Origin of the sequence: Kitasatospora sp. NPDC127111, assembly GCF_042677465.1 — a bacterium.
Classification (GTDB): domain Bacteria; phylum Actinomycetota; class Actinomycetes; order Streptomycetales; family Streptomycetaceae; genus Kitasatospora.
On sequence record NZ_JBHXTG010000035.1, the window covers coordinates 32158 to 48113 of the forward strand.

The following is a 15956-nucleotide window of genomic DNA, read 5'->3' on the forward strand; positions in this document are numbered from 1 at the left end:
ACCGGTCAGGGGACCGGTGGTCGACATCTCACCGTTGCGTCGCCCGGCCTGCCGGGACACGAACGATTGTCTCGAGCACGGGATGGTGAGCGATGAAGATCGCCTTCATCGGCGATGTCCACGGGCGTGTGCTGCACGCGCTGGGCGCTGTGATGACGCTGCAGGCGCGGCGGGGGATCCGGCTGGACGCCGTGATCCAGGTCGGGGATCTGGGGGCCTACCCTTCCCCCGACCGGTTCGACGAAGCGAGCCGCAGGTTCCACGCGGACAATCCGGCGCAGGGCGACTTCTTCCGGCTGCTGGATCCGTCGGCGCGGGTGACCGCCGGTGTGCTCGCGGCCCTCCGGCAGGTGCCCCGGATCCTGTTCCTCAGCGGCAACCACGAGGACCACGAGTGGCTGGAGTCCCTGCACGACCGGGCCCGCGCCGAGGTCGTGCCCGTGGATCCCTTCGGCGCGTTCCACCACGCCGTCTGCGGTCACGTCACCGAGGTCGCGGGGGCGCGGGTGGCGTTCCTCGGTCTGATCGAGGCACCGGGGAAGATGGACTTCGACGACGACGCGTACGCGCGGCTGCTCGCCACCGAGCCCGGCAGCATCGACGTGCTCGTCACCCACGACGGCCCCTACGGCATGTCCCGCAGCCGGCGCGGGGACGTCCAGGGCTCGGCCAGGCTGTCCAGGCTGATCGAGCACCTCCAGCCGCGCCTGCACGTCGGCGGCCACTACCACCACGAGAACGGACCGCGCCGCTACGGCCGGACGGTGTCGCACGCGCTCGCCCAGCTGGTCGACCCCAAGCGGGACCGGTGGCAGCCCGAGCCGGTCAATCCGGAGCAGCGGATCACGGCCGGCAGCATCGGCGTACTCGACACCCGGACGTACGCGTTCGAATACGTCCACGACAGCTGGCTCGCCGACGTCAGCGGCGACGACCTCGACCTCACCAGGATCGCCGCGACGACCGGCCGCGATGAGGGCGCCCCGGCCTGAGGCGTGGCGAAGGGCGCGGAACGCCTCACGCGCCCGGCGGGTCAGGTCGGCGGGTCAGGTCCGCGGTTCGGGGAACCGCGTGCCGGTCAGGTCCGCGGGTTCGGGGAACCACGCGCCGGGCGCGACGGGCCGACGGGCGGAAGAGCCGGCCCGGACCGCGCGGAGGGCGGCCGCGGGGGCGCTGTTAGCCTGTTTCGCATGATCGCGAAGAGTGCGGGGCCGCGGACGGCCGGCTTACCGGCGCCGGACGGTCCGCAGCGTGCCCTCATCGTCGCGAGCTTCGTCAGCCGGGTGGGCAACGGGCTGTTCAACACCGCGTCGGTGCTCTACTTCACGCTGGTGGTGCACCTGCCCGCCGCACGGGTCGGCGTCGGCCTCACGATCGCCGGGCTGGTCGGGCTGCTGGCCGGGGTCCCGGCCGGGAACCTGGCCGACCGGTACGGGCCGCGCACGGTCTGGATGACGGCCGTCATGGTGCAGGCCGCGACGATGGCCGGGTTCGTCCTCATCCACGACTGGGTCACGTTCACGCTCATCGCCACCCTCGACCGGCTGGCGGCGACGGCGGGCGGCGCCGCGGGCGGCGCGCTCGTCGCCCGTGCCGGCGGTGAACGCCCGGCCGCCTTCCGGGCGAAGCTCCGCACGTTCGTCAACCTCGGCGTGGTCCTGGGCACCGTCGGCGCCGCCTTCGCCGTCTCGGCCGACACCCGCGCCGCCTACACCGTGCTCATCCTCGCCAACGCCGCCAGCTTCGCCTGCGCCGGCCTGATCGCCCTGGGCGGCGTCCCGAACTACCCGCCCCTGCCCCGGCCCGAGGAGCACCACCGCTGGGCCGTCCTGTCCGACCGGCCGTTCGTGTCCTTCGTCGCGCTCTACAGCGCGATGGGCCTGCAGTACCAGACCGTCTCCCTGCTGCTGCCGATCTGGCTCTCCGCCCACACCGACGCGCCCCGCTGGACCGTGGCGGCGGTCTACGCGGTCAACAGCGGGGTGTGCGTGCTGCTCCAGAGCAGGATCGGCTCGGGGGTGGAGACACCGCGCCAGGGCGGCCGGGCGTTCCGCCTCGCGGGGCTGCTCTTCCTGGTCAGTTGCCCCCTGATGGCCCTGACCGCGGACGTCCCGCCCTGGGTCGCCCCGGCGCTCGCCGTCCTCGCCGTCGTCGTGCACTCCCTCGGAGAGGTGTGGGAGTCCTCGGGCGGCTACGCGCTCGCCTTCGGTCTCGCCCCCGACCACGCCCAGGGGCAGTACCAGGGCCTCTTCGGCGTCGGCTTCGACGCCGGGCAGGCCCTGGCCCCGATGGTCCTCACGACAGCGGTCCTCGGGCTCGGACACGCGGGCTGGCTGCTGCTCGGGGTGTTCTTCGCGGCCGTGGGCGCGGCCGGCCCGCCGGTGGCCGCATGGGCCGAGCGCACCCGCCGCCCACCCCACGCCCCGGCCCCCGCAACCCCCGCCCACCCCGACGAGACCCCGGTTCCCGACACCGTCTAGTCCTCCGCGGGCGGTGGCGCGGTCCGGGCGGTAAGCCCCGCGGGGGCGGGGTTCGGCGCGAAAACAAGCAGGCATGCTTGCTTCTTTTGCGTGCCGGTGCCACGCTGCTCACCGACGCCAACCGGCAGGGCAGTTGGAGGGCACGCGTGCGTTCGGTACTGCGGATCGGCAATGCCTCGGGCTTCTACGGGGACCGCTTCTCGGCGGTCGAGGACATGCTCACGGGTGGGCCGCTGGACGTGCTGACCGGGGACTACCTGGCGGAGCTGACCATGCTGATCCTGGCGCGGGACCGGCTCGGGGACCCGGGGCTGGGCTACGCCAAGACCTTCCTGCGGCAGTTGGAGGAGTGCCTCGGGCTGGCGCTGGAGCGCGGGGTGCGGATCGTGGTCAACGCCGGCGGGCTCAATCCGGCCCGACTGGCGGAGGCCGTCCGCGCGTTGGCCGAGCGGCAGGGGCTCGGGCCGGCCGTGGCGCACGTCGAGGGGGACGACCTGCTGCCGCGCCGGGCCGAACTCGGCCTCCCGGAGGGGCTGCTGGCCGCCAACGCCTACCTCGGGGCGTTCGGGATCGCCGAGTGCCTGCGGGCGGGCGCGGACGTGGTGGTCACCGGCCGCGTGACCGACGCGGCCCTGGTGGCCGGCCCGGCCATCGCCCACTTCGGCTGGGACGAAGGGGAGTTGGACGCCCTGGCCGGCGCCGTGGTGGCCGGCCACGTGCTGGAGTGCGGGGCGCAGGCGACCGGCGGCAACTACGCGTTCTTCCAGGAGCACGACGTCGCGCGCCCGGGCTTCCCGCTGGCCGAGCTGCACGCGGACGGCTCCAGCGTCATCACCAAGCACCCGGGCACCGGCGGCGCCGTCACCACCGGCACCGTCACCGCCCAACTCCTGTACGAGACGGGCGGCCCGCGCTACCTCGGCCCCGACGTCACGGCCCGGCTGGACAGCGTCCGGCTGACCCAGGAGGGGCCGGACCGGGTCCGGATCGACGGGGTGCGCGGCGAGGCACCGCCGCCGACGCTGAAGGTCGGGCTGAACCGGCTCGGCGGCCACCGCAACGAGGTGGTCTTCGTGCTCACCGGGCTGGACATCGAGGCCAAGGCGGCCCTGGTGCGGCGGCAGTTCGCGGACGCGCTGCCACCGGAGCGCCGCCCGGCCGAACTGCGCTGGACGCTGGCCCGGACCGACCACCCGGACGCCGGTACCGAGGAGACCGCCTCCGCGCTGCTCCGGCTCACCGCCCGGGACCGCGACCCGGCCAAGGTCGGCCGGGAACTCGGGCGGGCGGCCGTGGAGTTGGGGCTCGCCGGCTACCCGGGGTTCCACCTCACCGCCCCGCCCGGGCCGGGCGCGCCGTACGGGGTGTTCACCGCCGCGCACGTCGACGCCGGGCTGGTCGAGCACACCGCCGTCCTGCCGGACGGCCGCCGGGTCGCCGTCCCGCCGTCGAAGGCGCGGGCCCGGGCCGGCCGGCGGCTCCCCGAGTCGGACGTCCCCGGGCCGGGGCTCCCCGGGCCGGGACCGACCGGACCGGGACCGACCGGACCGGGGCTCCCCGAGCCCGGACTCCCCGAGCCCGGACTCCCCGAGCCCGGACTCCCCGAGCCCGGACTCCCCGAGCCGCCGGCGCCCGCGGGGCCGACCCGGCGCGCCCCGCTCGGCCTGGTGGCCGGCGCCCGCAGCGGAGACAAGGGCGGCGACGCCAACCTCGGCGTCTGGGCCCGCGACGACGCCGGCTGGCGCTGGCTCGCGCACACCCTCACCACCGACCGCCTGCGCGAACTGCTGCCCGAAACCGCCGAGTTGCCCGTCACCCGGCACCTGCTCCCCAACCTGCGGGCGGTCAACTTCACCATCACCGGCCTGCTCGGCGAGGGGGTCGCCGCCCAGCACCGGTTCGACCCGCAGGCCAAGGCCCTGGGGGAGTGGCTGCGCTCCCGCCACCTCGACATACCGGAGGCGCTGCTGTGACCGTCCTGCCCACCCGCCTCGACCCGGCGGGCGCCGACTACGCCGAGTACCGCGCCGCGATGCTCGGCAAGCTGGAGGAGCTGGCCGGTGAGCACGCCAAGGCGCTGGCCGGCGGCGGCCCCAAGTACGTCGAACGGCACCGCGGCCGCGGCAAGCTGCTGCCCCGCGAGCGGATCGAGCTGCTGATCGACCCGGACTCGCCGTTCCTCGAACTCTCCCCGCTCGCCGCCTGGGGCAGCGACCACCCGGTCGGGGCCGCCCTGGTCACCGGCATCGGCGTGGTCGAGGGGGTCGAGTGCGTGATCACCGCCAACGACCCGACCGTGCGCGGCGGCGCCAGCAACCCGTGGACGCTGCGCAAGGCCCTGCGGGCCAACGAGATCGCGCTCGTCAACCGCCTCCCGCTGGTCAACCTGGTCGAGTCCGGCGGCGCCGACCTGCCCAGCCAGAAGGAGATCTTCATCCCCGGCGGGGCGCTCTTCCGCGACCTCACCCGGCTCTCCGCGGCCGGCGTCCCCACCGTGGCCGTGGTGTTCGGCAACTCGACGGCGGGCGGCGCGTACGTGCCGGGGATGTCCGACCACACCGTGATGGTGAAGGAGCGGGCGAAGGTGTTCCTCGGCGGGCCGCCGCTGGTGAAGATGGCCACCGGCGAGGAGTCCGACGACGAGTCGCTGGGCGGCGCCGAGATGCACGCCCGCACCTCCGGCCTGGCCGACCACTTCGCGGTGGACGAGCCGGACGCGCTGCGGCTGGCCCGGCGGATCGTCGCCCGGCTGAACCACCGCAAGCCCGGCCCCGGCCCCGACGCGCACGCCGAGCCGCCGAGGTACGACGAGGACGAGCTGCTCGGCATCGTCCCCGGTGACCTCAAGGTGCCGTTCGACCCGCGCGAGGTGATCGCCCGGATCGTGGACGGCTCGGACTTCGACGAGTTCAAGCCGCGCTACGGCGCCAGCCTCGCGACCGGCTGGGCCCGGCTGCACGGCTACCCGGTCGGCATCCTCGCCAACGCGCAGGGCGTGCTGTTCAGCCAGGAGTCCCAGAAGGCCGCCCAGTTCATCCAGTTGGCCAACCAGCGGGACATCCCGCTGCTGTTCCTGCACAACACCACCGGCTACATGGTCGGCCGGGACTACGAGCAGGGCGGCATCATCAAGCACGGCGCGATGATGATCAACGCCGTCGCCAACTCGCGGGTCCCGCACCTGTCCGTGCTGATGGGCGCCTCCTACGGGGCCGGTCATTACGGCATGTGCGGGCGGGCGTACGACCCGCGGTTCCTGTTCGCCTGGCCGAGCGCCAAGTCGGCGGTGATGGGGCCGCAGCAACTGGCCGGCGTGCTCTCCATCGTGGCCAGGCAGTCGGCCGCCGCGAAGGGGCAGCCCTACGACGAGGACGCGGACGCCGCGATCCGGGCGATGGTCGAGCAGCAGATCGAGGCCGAGTCGCTGCCGGTCTTCCTGTCCGGCCGGCTCTACGACGACGGCGTGATCGACCCGCGCGACACCCGGACCGTGCTCGGCCTCTGCCTCTCCGCGATCCACAACGCGCCGGTCGAGGGCGCGCGCGGCTACGGCGTCTTCCGAATGTGAGAGGGACCGAAGTGATCACCAATCTGCTGGTCGCCAACCGGGGTGAGATCGCCCGCCGGGTCTTCCGCACCTGCCGGAGCCTGGGCATCGCCACCACCGCCGTCCACTCCGACCCGGACGCCGACGCCCCGCACACCCGCGAGGCCGACCTCGCCGTCCGGCTGCCCGGCGCGGCGCCCGCCGACACCTACCTGCGCGGCGACCTCGTCATCGCCGCCGCGCTGGCCGCCGGCGCCGACGCCGTCCACCCGGGCTACGGCTTCCTCTCCGAGGACGCCGGGTTCGCGCAGGCCGTCCTGGACGCCGGCCTGACCTGGATCGGCCCGCCCCCGGCGGCCATCGCCGCGATGGGCTCCAAGACCGCCGCCAAGCGCCTGATGGCCGCCGCCGGCGTCCCGGTGCTGGCCGCCGTCACCGACCCGGTCGAGGCCGACCTGCCGCTGCTGGTCAAGGCGGCGGCCGGCGGCGGCGGACGCGGCATGCGGGTGGTGCACCGGCTGGCCGACCTGGCGGACGAGCTCGCCGCCGCCCGCGCCGAGGCGGCGAAGAACTTCGGCTCCGACGAGGTGTTCTGCGAGCGCTACCTGCCCACCGGCCGGCACGTCGAGGTCCAGCTCCTCGCCGACGCGCACGGCACGGTGTGGGCGGTCGGCGACCGCGACTGCTCGCTCCAGCGGCGGCACCAGAAGGTGATCGAGGAGGCGCCGGCGCCCGGCCTCGCCCCCGAGCTGCGCGGCCGGCTGCACGCCGCCGCGATCGCCGCCGCGCAGGCGATCGGCTACGTCGGCGCGGGCACGGCGGAGTTCCTGCTCGCGGAGGACGGCCGGTTCCACTTCCTGGAGATGAACACCCGCCTGCAGGTCGAGCATCCGGTGACCGAGGCGGTCACCGGGCTCGACCTGGTCGCCCTCCAACTCGCCGTCGCCGAGGGGGAGGCGCTGGCCGCGGCGCCGTCGGAGCCGGCCGGCTGCGCGATCGAGGCCCGGCTCTACGCGGAGGACCCGGCCCACGACTGGCGGCCGGCGACCGGCACCGTGCACCGGCTCGAACTCCGCTCGCCACACACCGAGTTCACCGGCCGCGGCCTGCGCCTGGACGCCGGGACCGGCAACGGCGACGAGGTCACCGTGCACTACGACGCCATGCTGGCGAAGGTGATCGCCTGGGCGCCGACCCGGCCCGCCGCCGCCCGGAAGCTGGCGGACGCGCTCGCCCGGGCCCGGATCCACGGACCCGTCACCAACCGGGAGTTGCTGGTCCGGTCGCTGCGCCACCCGGCCTTCCTGGCCGGGCACCTGCACACCGGCTTCCTCGCCGAACACGCCGCCGCACTGACCGCGCCGGACGAGCGGTCCACCGCCCTCGCCGCGCTGGCCGCCGCCCTCGCCGACGCGGCGGGCCGCCGGGGCGCGCTGCCGTCCGGCTGGCGCAACCTGCCCTCGCAGCCGCAGGTCAAGCGCTACCGGGCGGACGACGGCGCCGAGTTCGAGGTCCGCTACCGGCTCACCCGGGACGGGTTGCGGGCCGAGGACCACCCGGGCACGGCCCTGGTCTCCTCGACGCCGGAGCGGGTCGTCCTGCGGACCGGACCGGTCCGGCACACCTTCGAGGTCGCCCGCCACGGCGACCGGGTGCACGTCGACACCGCGGCCGGCGCCACCGTGCTCACCGCGCTGGAGCGCTTCCCCGACCCGGCCGCCCACACCGACCCCGGTGCCCTGCTCGCCCCGATGCCCGGCACCGTCGTCCGCACCGCCGCCACCGTCGGCGACACCGTCACCGCCGGGCAGCCGCTGCTCTGGCTGGAGGCGATGAAGATGGAGCACCGCGTCACCGCCCCCGCCGACGGCGTGCTCGCCGAACTCCGCGCCGCCCCGGGCCAGCAGGTCGAACTCGGCAGCCTGCTGGCCGTCGTCCAGCCCACGCCGTGACCCGGGGCGCCCCCGGCCGGCGTGCCCGGAGGCCCCCGGCCGACGGTGCCCCGGCCGACGGCGCCCCTCAGCCGACACCCCGCCCGGAAAGGACCACCGCATGTCCGCACCGCGCACCACCGCCCCCGGCAGCCCGCTGATCGAGACCCCCGAACGCCAGGCCCTGCGCACCGCCGTGGCCGGCCTCGGCCGGCGCTACGGCTCCGCGTACCACCTGGCCAAGGCCCGGGCCGGCGAGGCCCCCGAGGAGCTCTGGGCCGAGGCCGGCAAGGCCGGCTACCTCGGTGTCAACCTGCCCGTCGAGTACGGCGGCGGGGGCGGCGGCATCACCGACCTCGCCATCGTGCTGGAGGAACTCGGCACCGCCGGCTGCCCGTTGCTGCTGCTGATCGTCTCGCCGGCGATCTGCGGCACGGTCATCGCCCGCTACGGCACCGAGCAGCAGAAGCGGCAGTGGCTGCCCGGGCTCGCGGACGGCACCAGGAGGATGGCCTTCGGCATCACCGAACCCGACGCCGGCTCCAACTCCCACCGCATCTCCACCGTCGCCCGCCGGGACGGCGACGACTGGCTGCTCACCGGCCGCAAGGTGTTCGTGTCCGGCATCGACCACTGCGACGCCGTGCTGTTCGTCGCCCGCACCGAGGACGCTCGCACCGGCAAGCTCAGGCCCGCCCTGTTCGTCGTCCCGCGCCCGACCCCGGGCTTCGAGTTCCGGCCGATCCCGATGGAACTCGTCGCCCCGGAGAAGCAGTTCCAGGTCTTCCTGGACGACGTCCGGCTGCCCGCCGAGGCGCTGGTCGGCGACGAGAGCGCCGGGCTGCTGCAGCTCTTCGCCGGCCTCAACCCCGAGCGGATCATGACCGCCGCGTTCTCGCTCGGCCTCGCCCGCCAGGCGCTCGGCAAGGCCGTCGGCTACGCGAAGGAGCGCACCGTCTGGTCGACCCCGATCGGCGCGCACCAGGGCCTCGCCCACCCGCTCGCCCAGTGCGCGGTGGAGATCGAGCTCGCCCGGCTGATGACCCAGAAGGCCGGACTGCTCTACGACGCGGGCGACGACCTCGCGGCCGGCGAGGCCGCCAACATGGCCAAGTACGCGGCCGGCGAGGCCGCCGCCCGGACGGTCGACCAGGCCGTGCAGACCCTGGGCGGCAACGGCCTCACCCAGGAGTACGGCCTGGCAGCCCTGCTCGCCGCCACCCGGGTCGGCCGGGTGGCGCCGGTCAGCCGGGAGATGGTGCTCAACTACGTGGCCCAGCACACCCTCGGCCTGCCCAGGTCGTACTGACCGCGCGCGACGGACGGGCATGGCGCGACGGACGGGCACGGCGGGCGGGGGCGACGCAGTCCGGCGGACGAGCGGGCGCGGCGGACGACCCCGCGGACGAGCGGACCCGGCGGGCGAACCGGCTCAGCGGGCGAACCGGCTCAGCGGACGGAGGAGAGATGGGCGAACACCACCGTGTTGGACTCGTACCCGGTCCGCTTGTCGAACTTCCCGCCGCAGGTGATCACCCGCAGCTCGGCCCGGTCGGTGGCGCCGTACACCAGCGCGTCCGGAAAGTCCTTCTTGGCGAAGACCCGCACGTCGTCGATGGTGAACACCGCCGTGCGCCGGTCCTTGCGGACCACCTCGACGGTGTCGCCGCGGCGCAGCAGGCCGAGCCGGTAGAAGACGGCCGGCCCGGTGCGGTTGTCGGCGTGCCCGACGGCGAGCGCGTTGCCCCGCGCCCCCGGGGTCACGCCGTCCCGGTACCAGCCGGCCAGGTTGCGCTGGTCCATCGGCGGACTGGCCAGGTGGCCGGTGGCGTCCAGGCCGAGGCCCATCACCGGGGCGTCCACCTTGATCGACGGAATCCTGATCCGGGTGGGCTCCGAGGCGGGCAGCGGCGCGTGCGCCGGAGCGGGCGACGGTGCGGGCGCGGCGGGGGCCGGTGACGGCGGCCCGGCGGGCGGTGCCGCCGACGCCGGGACGCCCGCGGAGTACGCCGGGGGCAGCGGCGGCCCGCCGCCGTCCGTGCTGCCGTCCTGCACCAGCCACGCTCCGGCGGCCACCGCCACGGCGACGGCCCCGGCCGTCAGACGGCCGGGGCCGAGGCGCGCGTGGCGGCGCCGCGGGTCAGGACTGGGCATTGCGTCCGGCGCGCCGGCGCAGCGAGCGGATCCCGAACCAGGCCGCCCCGGCGATCAGCGCGGAGCCGCCGAGCACCTCCGCGGTGTTGGAGCCGGAGGTGCCGCCGCCGCCGGTGCCGACGCCGCCGTGCGGTCCGGGCTTCGGGGAGTGGCCGGGGGAGTGGCTGGGGGAGACGCCGGGCGAGGGCGAGGGGGACGGTGAGGTGGAGGGCGAGGGCGACTTGGTCGGCGACGGGGAGGAGGACGGCGAGGGCGAGTTGGACGGCGACGGCGAGGAGGTGGCGCACTGAACGTCGAACACCTTGTGCTTGGCGCTGCCGTTCTCACCGGCGAACGTCCAGTTCAGCCGGTAGTGCCCGTCCGGCAGGCTGTAGTCGGTGGTGCGGCCGTGTCCGTCGGTCAGCACGAGCGAACCGGCCAGGACCAGCGCGTTCCCGGTCGGCGGTTGCTGTTCGACGGTCCAGCTGACCAGCGTGACGGTGTCGAAGTTGAAGGCGTCGAAGTAGAACGTGCAGACCTTCGGGTCGTCGTTCTGGTTGTTCTCGTCGGTACTGCTGTCGTGCACCTTGACGTCGCCGTTGTCGCCCGGCGCGGCGAACGCGACCGGCGCCGCGCCGAAGGTCAGCGCGGCCGCCGCCGCGGTGGCGGCGAGCAGACGACGAGGGGACGGCAGAAGGGCAGTGCTTCTCACGGTGGGGTGCTCCAGGGTCGGGGGCCGCGCTCGGGGGCGGGCGGCCGTGCAGCCCACCGTCGGTCCGGCCGCCGGGCGCGGCAAGCGTGCCACGCGCGCTCCCCCGATCCTTCGTCACAATGGCGCAACGTTCCGCCACTGTCCGTATGCTCCTGTCCGCGCCCCCGGCCGGCCGGTCCGCCGGCGCCCCCATCGGCCACCCGATCGTGCGTCAACTACCAACCAGGAGGCACGCCTTGGTGTTCCACAGCGAGTTCCCGGAGGTCGCCGTCGTCGACCTGCCGATCCACGACGCGGTGCTCGGCGCGGCGGACCGGTACGGCGACCGGCCGGCCCTGATCGACGGCGTCACGGGGGAGACGGTCAGCCACGCCCAGCTCGGCACGGCGGTGCGCCGGGTGGCCGCCGGCCTCGCCGAGGCGGGCGTGCGCCGGGGTGACGTGGTGGCGCTGTTCAGCCCCAACACGATCGGCTACCCGATGGCCTTCTACGGCGCCACCCGGGCCGGCGCCACCGTCACCACCGTCTCCTCGCTGGCCACCGCCGGCGAGCTGGCCGGGCAGCTGGCCGACAGCGGCGCCCGCTGGCTGGTCACCGTCTCGCCGTTCCTGGACACCGCCCGGCAGGCCGCCGGGAAGCTCGCCGCCGAGGGCGAGCCGCTCGCCGAGATCATCGTGCTGGACGGCGCCGAGGGCCACCGCTCGCTGGCCGACCTGCTGGCCTCCACCGGCCCCGAGCCCGAGCCCGCCATCGACCCGGCCCGCGACATCGCCGTGCTGCCCTACTCCAGCGGGACCACCGGCCTGCCCAAGGGCGTGATGCTCACCCACCGTTCGATCGCCACCAACCTGGCCCAGACCGACGCCCTCTACCACCCCGCGGCGGGCGAACGGATCCTCGCCGTCCTGCCGTTCTTCCACATCTACGGCCTGGCCGCCCTGCTGAACCAGCCGCTGCGCTGCGGGGCCACCGTCGTCGTGCTGCCCCGCTTCGACCTGGAGCAGTTCTGCCGCACCATCGAGGAACAGCGCGTCCAGGCGCTGATCGTCGCCCCGCCGATCGCCCTCGCCCTCGCCAAGCACCCGGTCGTCGACCGCTTCGACCTCTCCTCGGTGGAGTACCTGCTGTGCGCCGCCGCCCCGCTGGACCACGAGCTCGCCGAGGCCTGCGCCCGCCGGCTCGGCCTGCCGCGGGTGCTCCAGGGCTACGGCATGACCGAGCTCTCGCCGGTCTCGCACGTCGTCTCGCCGACCGAGCCGGACCCCTCGCCGGGCTCCGTCGGCCGGATGGTGCCCTCCACCGAACTGCGGGTCGCCGCACTCGACGGCAGCGACCCCGACCTCGGCCCCGGCGAGCGGGGCGAGCTGCTGATCCGCGGCCCGCAGGTGATGAAGGGCTACTTCGGCCGGCCCTCCGACACCGCCGCCACCATCGACGCCGACGGCTGGCTGCACACCGGCGACGTCGGGTACGTGGACGAGCGCGGCTACCTGTTCATCGTCGACCGGGTGAAGGAGCTCATCAAGTACAAGGGGTACCAGGTCGCCCCCGCCGAGCTGGAGGCGCTGCTGCTCGGCCACCCCGGGATCGCCGACGCCGCCGTCATCGGCGTCACCGACGCCGAGGGCACCGAGCGGCCCAAGGCCTTCGTGGTCCGCGCGCCGGGCTCCGCGCTCACCGAGGAGGAGGTCACCGCCTTCGTGGCCGGCCAGGTCGCCCCCTACAAGAAGGTGCGCTCGGTGGAGTTCGTGGAAGCCGTCCCGAAGTCCCCGGCCGGCAAGATCCTCCGCCGCGAGCTGCGCGCCCGGGAGGCCGCCCGCTGAGCGGCGGGCGCCCGTCTGCGAGGATCGACCCCGCCGTGCCGCCGTACGAACAGGACCAGCCGCCGACGATGACCACGCACCCCGCCGCCCGCACCCCGCAGCAGGACCGCAGCCGCGCCACCCGGCAGCGGCTGCTGGCGGCGGCCGTCGACTGCCTCGCCGAGCTCGGCTGGAACGGCTCCACGGTGAGCGTCGTCGCCGAACGGGCCGGTGTCTCGCGCGGCGCCGCCCAGCACCACTTCCCGACCCGCGAGGACCTGTTCACCGCGGCCGTCGAGCACGTCACCGCCGAGCGGCTGGCCGCCGTCCGCGCCCACGCGGACGAGCTGCCGGCCGCCGGCCCGGCCCGCACCGAGGCGGTGGTCGGCATGATCGTGCGCCTCTACACCGGGCCGCTGTTCCGCGCCGCCCTGCACCTGTGGGTCGCCGCCGCCACCGAGGAGCCGCTGCGCGAGCGGATCATCGCGCTGGAGGGCCACGTCGGCCGCGAGGCCCACCGGGCCGCCGTCGAGTTCCTCGGCGCCGACGAGACCGTGCCCGGCGTCCGCGAGACCGTCCAGGCCACCCTGGACATGGCCCGCGGCCTCGGCCTGGCCAACCTGCTCACCGACGACAGCGCCAGACGATCCGGAGTGATCCGGCAGTGGGCGAGCGTTCTTGAGGGTACGCTGCGGCCGGAACGCCCATGACGCCCGTACACCAGGCGCGACCGGCAGATACCCCTGACCAAGGGGTCGCCGGGCGGCCGATGTCCGTGCAGTCTGGAGAAGAACCCCGGCCGGCACGGACCGCGAGGCTCCGCCCGGCCGGGAACGAGCCGAACCGGGGTGCTGCCTGATCATGCACGGACACGAGTGGGATGCGACCGACGCCGCCGGTCCCGCACCGGGCGGGAACCCCGTACGCCTGGACGGCCACCGCCTGGTCCCGCTCGCCACCGCGCTGCTCCAGGACGACGGCCTGATCCTGCACTGGAGCGAGGACGCCGAGGCGCTGCTCGGCTACTCCGCCGACGAGGCCGTCGGCAGCTACGCGGCCCGCCTGTTCACCGGCGAGGCCGACCGCCCCGAGGTGCTCGCCCTGTTCGAACGCATCATGGCCGGCAAGGGCTGGTCCGGCGTCTTCCCGGTCCGCCACCGCGACGGCCACCACGTCGAGCTGGAACTGCGCACCTATCCGATAGCCGGCCCCGGCGGCACCCTGCTGCTGCTCGCCACCGCCTCGGACACCGCGGCCCTGCACCGGGTCGAGGCGGACCTCGCCGTCCTCGACGGCATCTTCGGACAGTCCCCGATCGGCATGGCCGTCTACGACACCGACCTGCGCTACGTCCGGCTCAACGAGGCGCTGGCCCGGATGAACGGCGTCCCCGTCGAGGACCACCTGGGCCGCCGGATCAGCGCCGTCCTGCCCGGCATCAACGGCGCCGAGATAGAACAGACCATGAGACAGGTCCTGGTCACCGGCCGGCCCGTGGTCGACGCCCGCTCGCACGGCCGCGTCCCCGGCGACCCGCGCCGCGACCGCGCCTGGTCGGCCTCCTACTTCCGGCTGGAGGACTCCACCGGCCGGGTCTTCGGCGTCTGCTCCTCCATCATCGACGTCACCGAACGCTTCCAGGCCGAGGCCCGCGCCGCCCGCGCGCAGGAACGTCTCGCCACCATCGCCGAGGCCACCTCCCGGATCGGCACCACCCTCGACCTCCAGCGCACCGCCGAGGAACTGATCGAGGCCGTCGTCCCGCGCTTCGCCGACTTCGCCACCGTCGACCTGCTCGAACCCGTCCTGCGCGGCGCCGAACCCTCCGCCATCCCGGACGACCGCTCCGTCCAGCTGCGCGCCGTCGCCGTCGGCGAGTCCTACGAGTCCGGCCTCGCCCACGCCGTCGACACCGTCGGCGAGGTCAGCGAGTACGCGCCCGAGCGCAGCTACACCCAGTGCCTGCGCAGCGGCCGCCCGCTGCTGCGCGCCCACGTCGACCAGGAGGTGCTCCGCGGCCTGGTCGCCAGCGAGGACCGGGTCGCGCCCGGCATCGAGGCCGGCATCCACTCGTACCTGATGCTGCCGGTGACCGCCCGGGGCATGGTGCTCGGCGGCGCCGAGTTCATCCGGATGCGCAACCCCGAGCCGTTCACCGCCGCCGACGTCGCCCTCGCCGAGGAACTCGTCGCCCGCACCGCCCTCGCCATCGACAACGCCCGGCTCTACCGGCGCGAACGCGAGACCGCGCTGACCCTGCAGCGCAGCCTGCTGCCGCAGGAGATCCACCGCACCCTGGGCCTGGAGATCGCCTACCGCTACCTGCCCAGCAGCGTGGTCAGCGAGGTCGGCGGCGACTGGTTCGACGTCGTCCCGCTCTCCTGCGGCCGGGTCGCCCTGGTGGTCGGCGACGTGATGGGCCACGGCATCCGCGCCGCCGCCACCATGGGCCAGCTGCGCACCGTCGCCCGCACCCTCGCCACCCTGGACATGCCGCCCGAGCAGGTGCTCACCCGGCTGGACGAGACCGCCTCGGGAATCGGCGAGGGCCAGTTCGCGACCTGCATCTGCGCGGTCTACGACCCGCTGGAACGCACCGTCCAGGTCGCCTCGGCCGGCCACCTGCCCCCGGTCTCGGTCAGCCCCGACGGCACCGCCCGCAAGATCGACGTGCCGCCCGGCGTCCCGCTCGGCGTCGGCGGCGTCGCCTTCGAGTCGATCGAGTTCACCCTCCCCGAGGGCGGCCTGGTCGCCCTCTACACCGACGGCCTGGTCGAGCGGCGCGGCCAGGACATCGACGACGGCATCGACCTGATGGCCCGCACCCTGGCCGGCCCCGGCCGCACCCTGGAGCAGAGCTGCGACGCCGTCCTCGGCGCGCTGGTCACCGACGGCACCGACGACGACATCGCCATGATCATGGCCCGGGTGCTGCCGCTGCCCTCCGACCGGATCGCCGACCTCCCGCTCACCGGCGGCGGGCGCCTCCCCGGCAAGGCCCGCCGCTTCACCCGCGCCACCCTGGACGCCTGGGGCCTGGCCGCCCTCTCCGACTACGCCGAGCTGCTGGTCAGCGAACTGGTCACGAACGCCCTGCTGCACGCCGACGCGCCGCGCCGGCTGCGGCTCTTCCGCGACCGCGTCCTCACCGTCGAGGTCGCCGACGCCGGCGGCCAGACGCCCCAGCTGCGCCCCTTCGCGGAACAGGACGAGGGCGGCCGCGGCATGTTCCTGGTCAGCGAGCTCGCCCAGCGCTGGGGCAGTCGGCTGACCAGGGACGGCAAGGTCGTCTGGGCCGAGCTGGAGCTCCCCTTCGGCACCGTCTGACCGCCGTCCCCCGCCGCCGCTCCC

Annotated in this window: 11 protein-coding genes; 9 read left to right on the forward strand and 2 right to left on the reverse strand. The window is 74.9% G+C overall.

Annotated elements, in window-relative coordinates; all coding sequences use genetic code 11:
* Nucleotides 1-92 precede the first annotated feature (92 nt).
* The 6 genes from ACFVHB_RS21520 (at nt 93) to ACFVHB_RS21545 (ending at nt 9267) form a co-directional block, all read left to right on the forward strand.
* A complete protein-coding gene (locus tag ACFVHB_RS21520) occupies nt 93-992 on the forward strand; it encodes a metallophosphoesterase (protein ID WP_380324441.1) in 900 nt (299 codons plus the stop codon).
* A 198-nt stretch (nt 993-1190) separates the two neighbouring features.
* Nucleotides 1191-2480 carry an MFS transporter gene (locus tag ACFVHB_RS21525; RefSeq protein WP_380324444.1) on the forward strand — a complete coding sequence of 430 codons (1290 nt, stop codon included), beginning with the start codon at nt 1191-1193 and terminating at the stop codon, nt 2478-2480.
* Nucleotides 2481-2626: 146 nt separating this feature from the next.
* Entirely contained in the window at nt 2627-4453 is a 1827-nt protein-coding gene (locus ACFVHB_RS21530; protein ID WP_380324447.1) for an acyclic terpene utilization AtuA family protein, read from the forward strand.
* Complete coding sequence (locus ACFVHB_RS21535) at nt 4450-6048, forward strand: acyl-CoA carboxylase subunit beta (protein ID WP_380324449.1); 1599 nt, start codon at nt 4450-4452, stop codon at nt 6046-6048. The genes ACFVHB_RS21530 and ACFVHB_RS21535 overlap by 4 nt, the downstream gene beginning before the upstream one ends.
* A gap of 11 nt (nt 6049-6059) precedes the next feature.
* A complete protein-coding gene (locus ACFVHB_RS21540) occupies nt 6060-7979 on the forward strand; it encodes an acetyl/propionyl/methylcrotonyl-CoA carboxylase subunit alpha (protein WP_380324452.1) in 1920 nt (639 codons plus the stop codon).
* Nucleotides 7980-8079: 100 nt separating this feature from the next.
* Nucleotides 8080-9267 (forward strand): acyl-CoA dehydrogenase family protein, encoded by a 1188-nt coding sequence (locus ACFVHB_RS21545; protein WP_380324455.1) that lies wholly within the window; start codon nt 8080-8082, stop codon nt 9265-9267.
* A gap of 140 nt (nt 9268-9407) precedes the next feature.
* Here ACFVHB_RS21545 and ACFVHB_RS21550 read toward each other — a convergent pair whose 3' ends face one another.
* Nucleotides 9408-10112, reverse strand: coding sequence for a class F sortase (locus ACFVHB_RS21550; protein ID WP_380324458.1), 705 nt, complete (start codon nt 10110-10112; stop codon nt 9408-9410).
* Nucleotides 10099-10803: a hypothetical protein gene (locus ACFVHB_RS21555; protein WP_380324461.1), complete on the reverse strand. Its 705-nt coding sequence runs from the start codon at nt 10801-10803 to the stop codon at nt 10099-10101. The genes ACFVHB_RS21550 and ACFVHB_RS21555 overlap by 14 nt, the downstream gene beginning before the upstream one ends.
* A gap of 236 nt (nt 10804-11039) precedes the next feature.
* Here ACFVHB_RS21555 and ACFVHB_RS21560 point away from each other — a divergent pair, with 236 nt between their 5' ends.
* The 3 genes from ACFVHB_RS21560 to ACFVHB_RS21570 all read left to right on the forward strand — a co-directional run bounded on the left by ACFVHB_RS21560 (nt 11040) and on the right by ACFVHB_RS21570 (nt 15932).
* Nucleotides 11040-12626 (forward strand): 4-coumarate--CoA ligase family protein, encoded by a 1587-nt coding sequence (locus ACFVHB_RS21560; RefSeq protein WP_380324464.1) that lies wholly within the window; start codon nt 11040-11042, stop codon nt 12624-12626.
* A 68-nt stretch (nt 12627-12694) separates the two neighbouring features.
* Nucleotides 12695-13315: a TetR/AcrR family transcriptional regulator gene (locus ACFVHB_RS21565; protein WP_380324544.1), complete on the forward strand. Its 621-nt coding sequence runs from the start codon at nt 12695-12697 to the stop codon at nt 13313-13315.
* A 151-nt stretch (nt 13316-13466) separates the two neighbouring features.
* The gene (locus ACFVHB_RS21570) at nt 13467-15932 is read left to right on the forward strand and encodes a SpoIIE family protein phosphatase (RefSeq protein ID WP_380324467.1); all 2466 of its coding nucleotides are present in this window, start codon (nt 13467-13469) and stop codon (nt 15930-15932) included.
* The last annotated feature ends 24 nt before the right edge of the window (nt 15933-15956 follow it).

What these genes read in the sequence shown, in the direction of transcription:
- ACFVHB_RS21520 (WP_380324441.1), top strand. Translation starts at nt 93, where the DNA reads ATGAAGATCGCCTTCATCGGCGATGTCCACGGGCGTGTGCTGCACGCG.
- ACFVHB_RS21550 (WP_380324458.1), bottom strand. Translation starts at nt 10,112, where the DNA reads ATGCCCAGTCCTGACCCGCGGCGCCGCCACGCGCGCCTCGGCCCCGGC.
- ACFVHB_RS21525 (WP_380324444.1), top strand. Translation starts at nt 1,191, where the DNA reads ATGATCGCGAAGAGTGCGGGGCCGCGGACGGCCGGCTTACCGGCGCCG.
- ACFVHB_RS21565 (WP_380324544.1), top strand. Translation starts at nt 12,695, where the DNA reads ATGACCACGCACCCCGCCGCCCGCACCCCGCAGCAGGACCGCAGCCGC.
- ACFVHB_RS21570 (WP_380324467.1), top strand. Translation starts at nt 13,467, where the DNA reads ATGCACGGACACGAGTGGGATGCGACCGACGCCGCCGGTCCCGCACCG.
- ACFVHB_RS21545 (WP_380324455.1), top strand. Translation starts at nt 8,080, where the DNA reads ATGTCCGCACCGCGCACCACCGCCCCCGGCAGCCCGCTGATCGAGACC.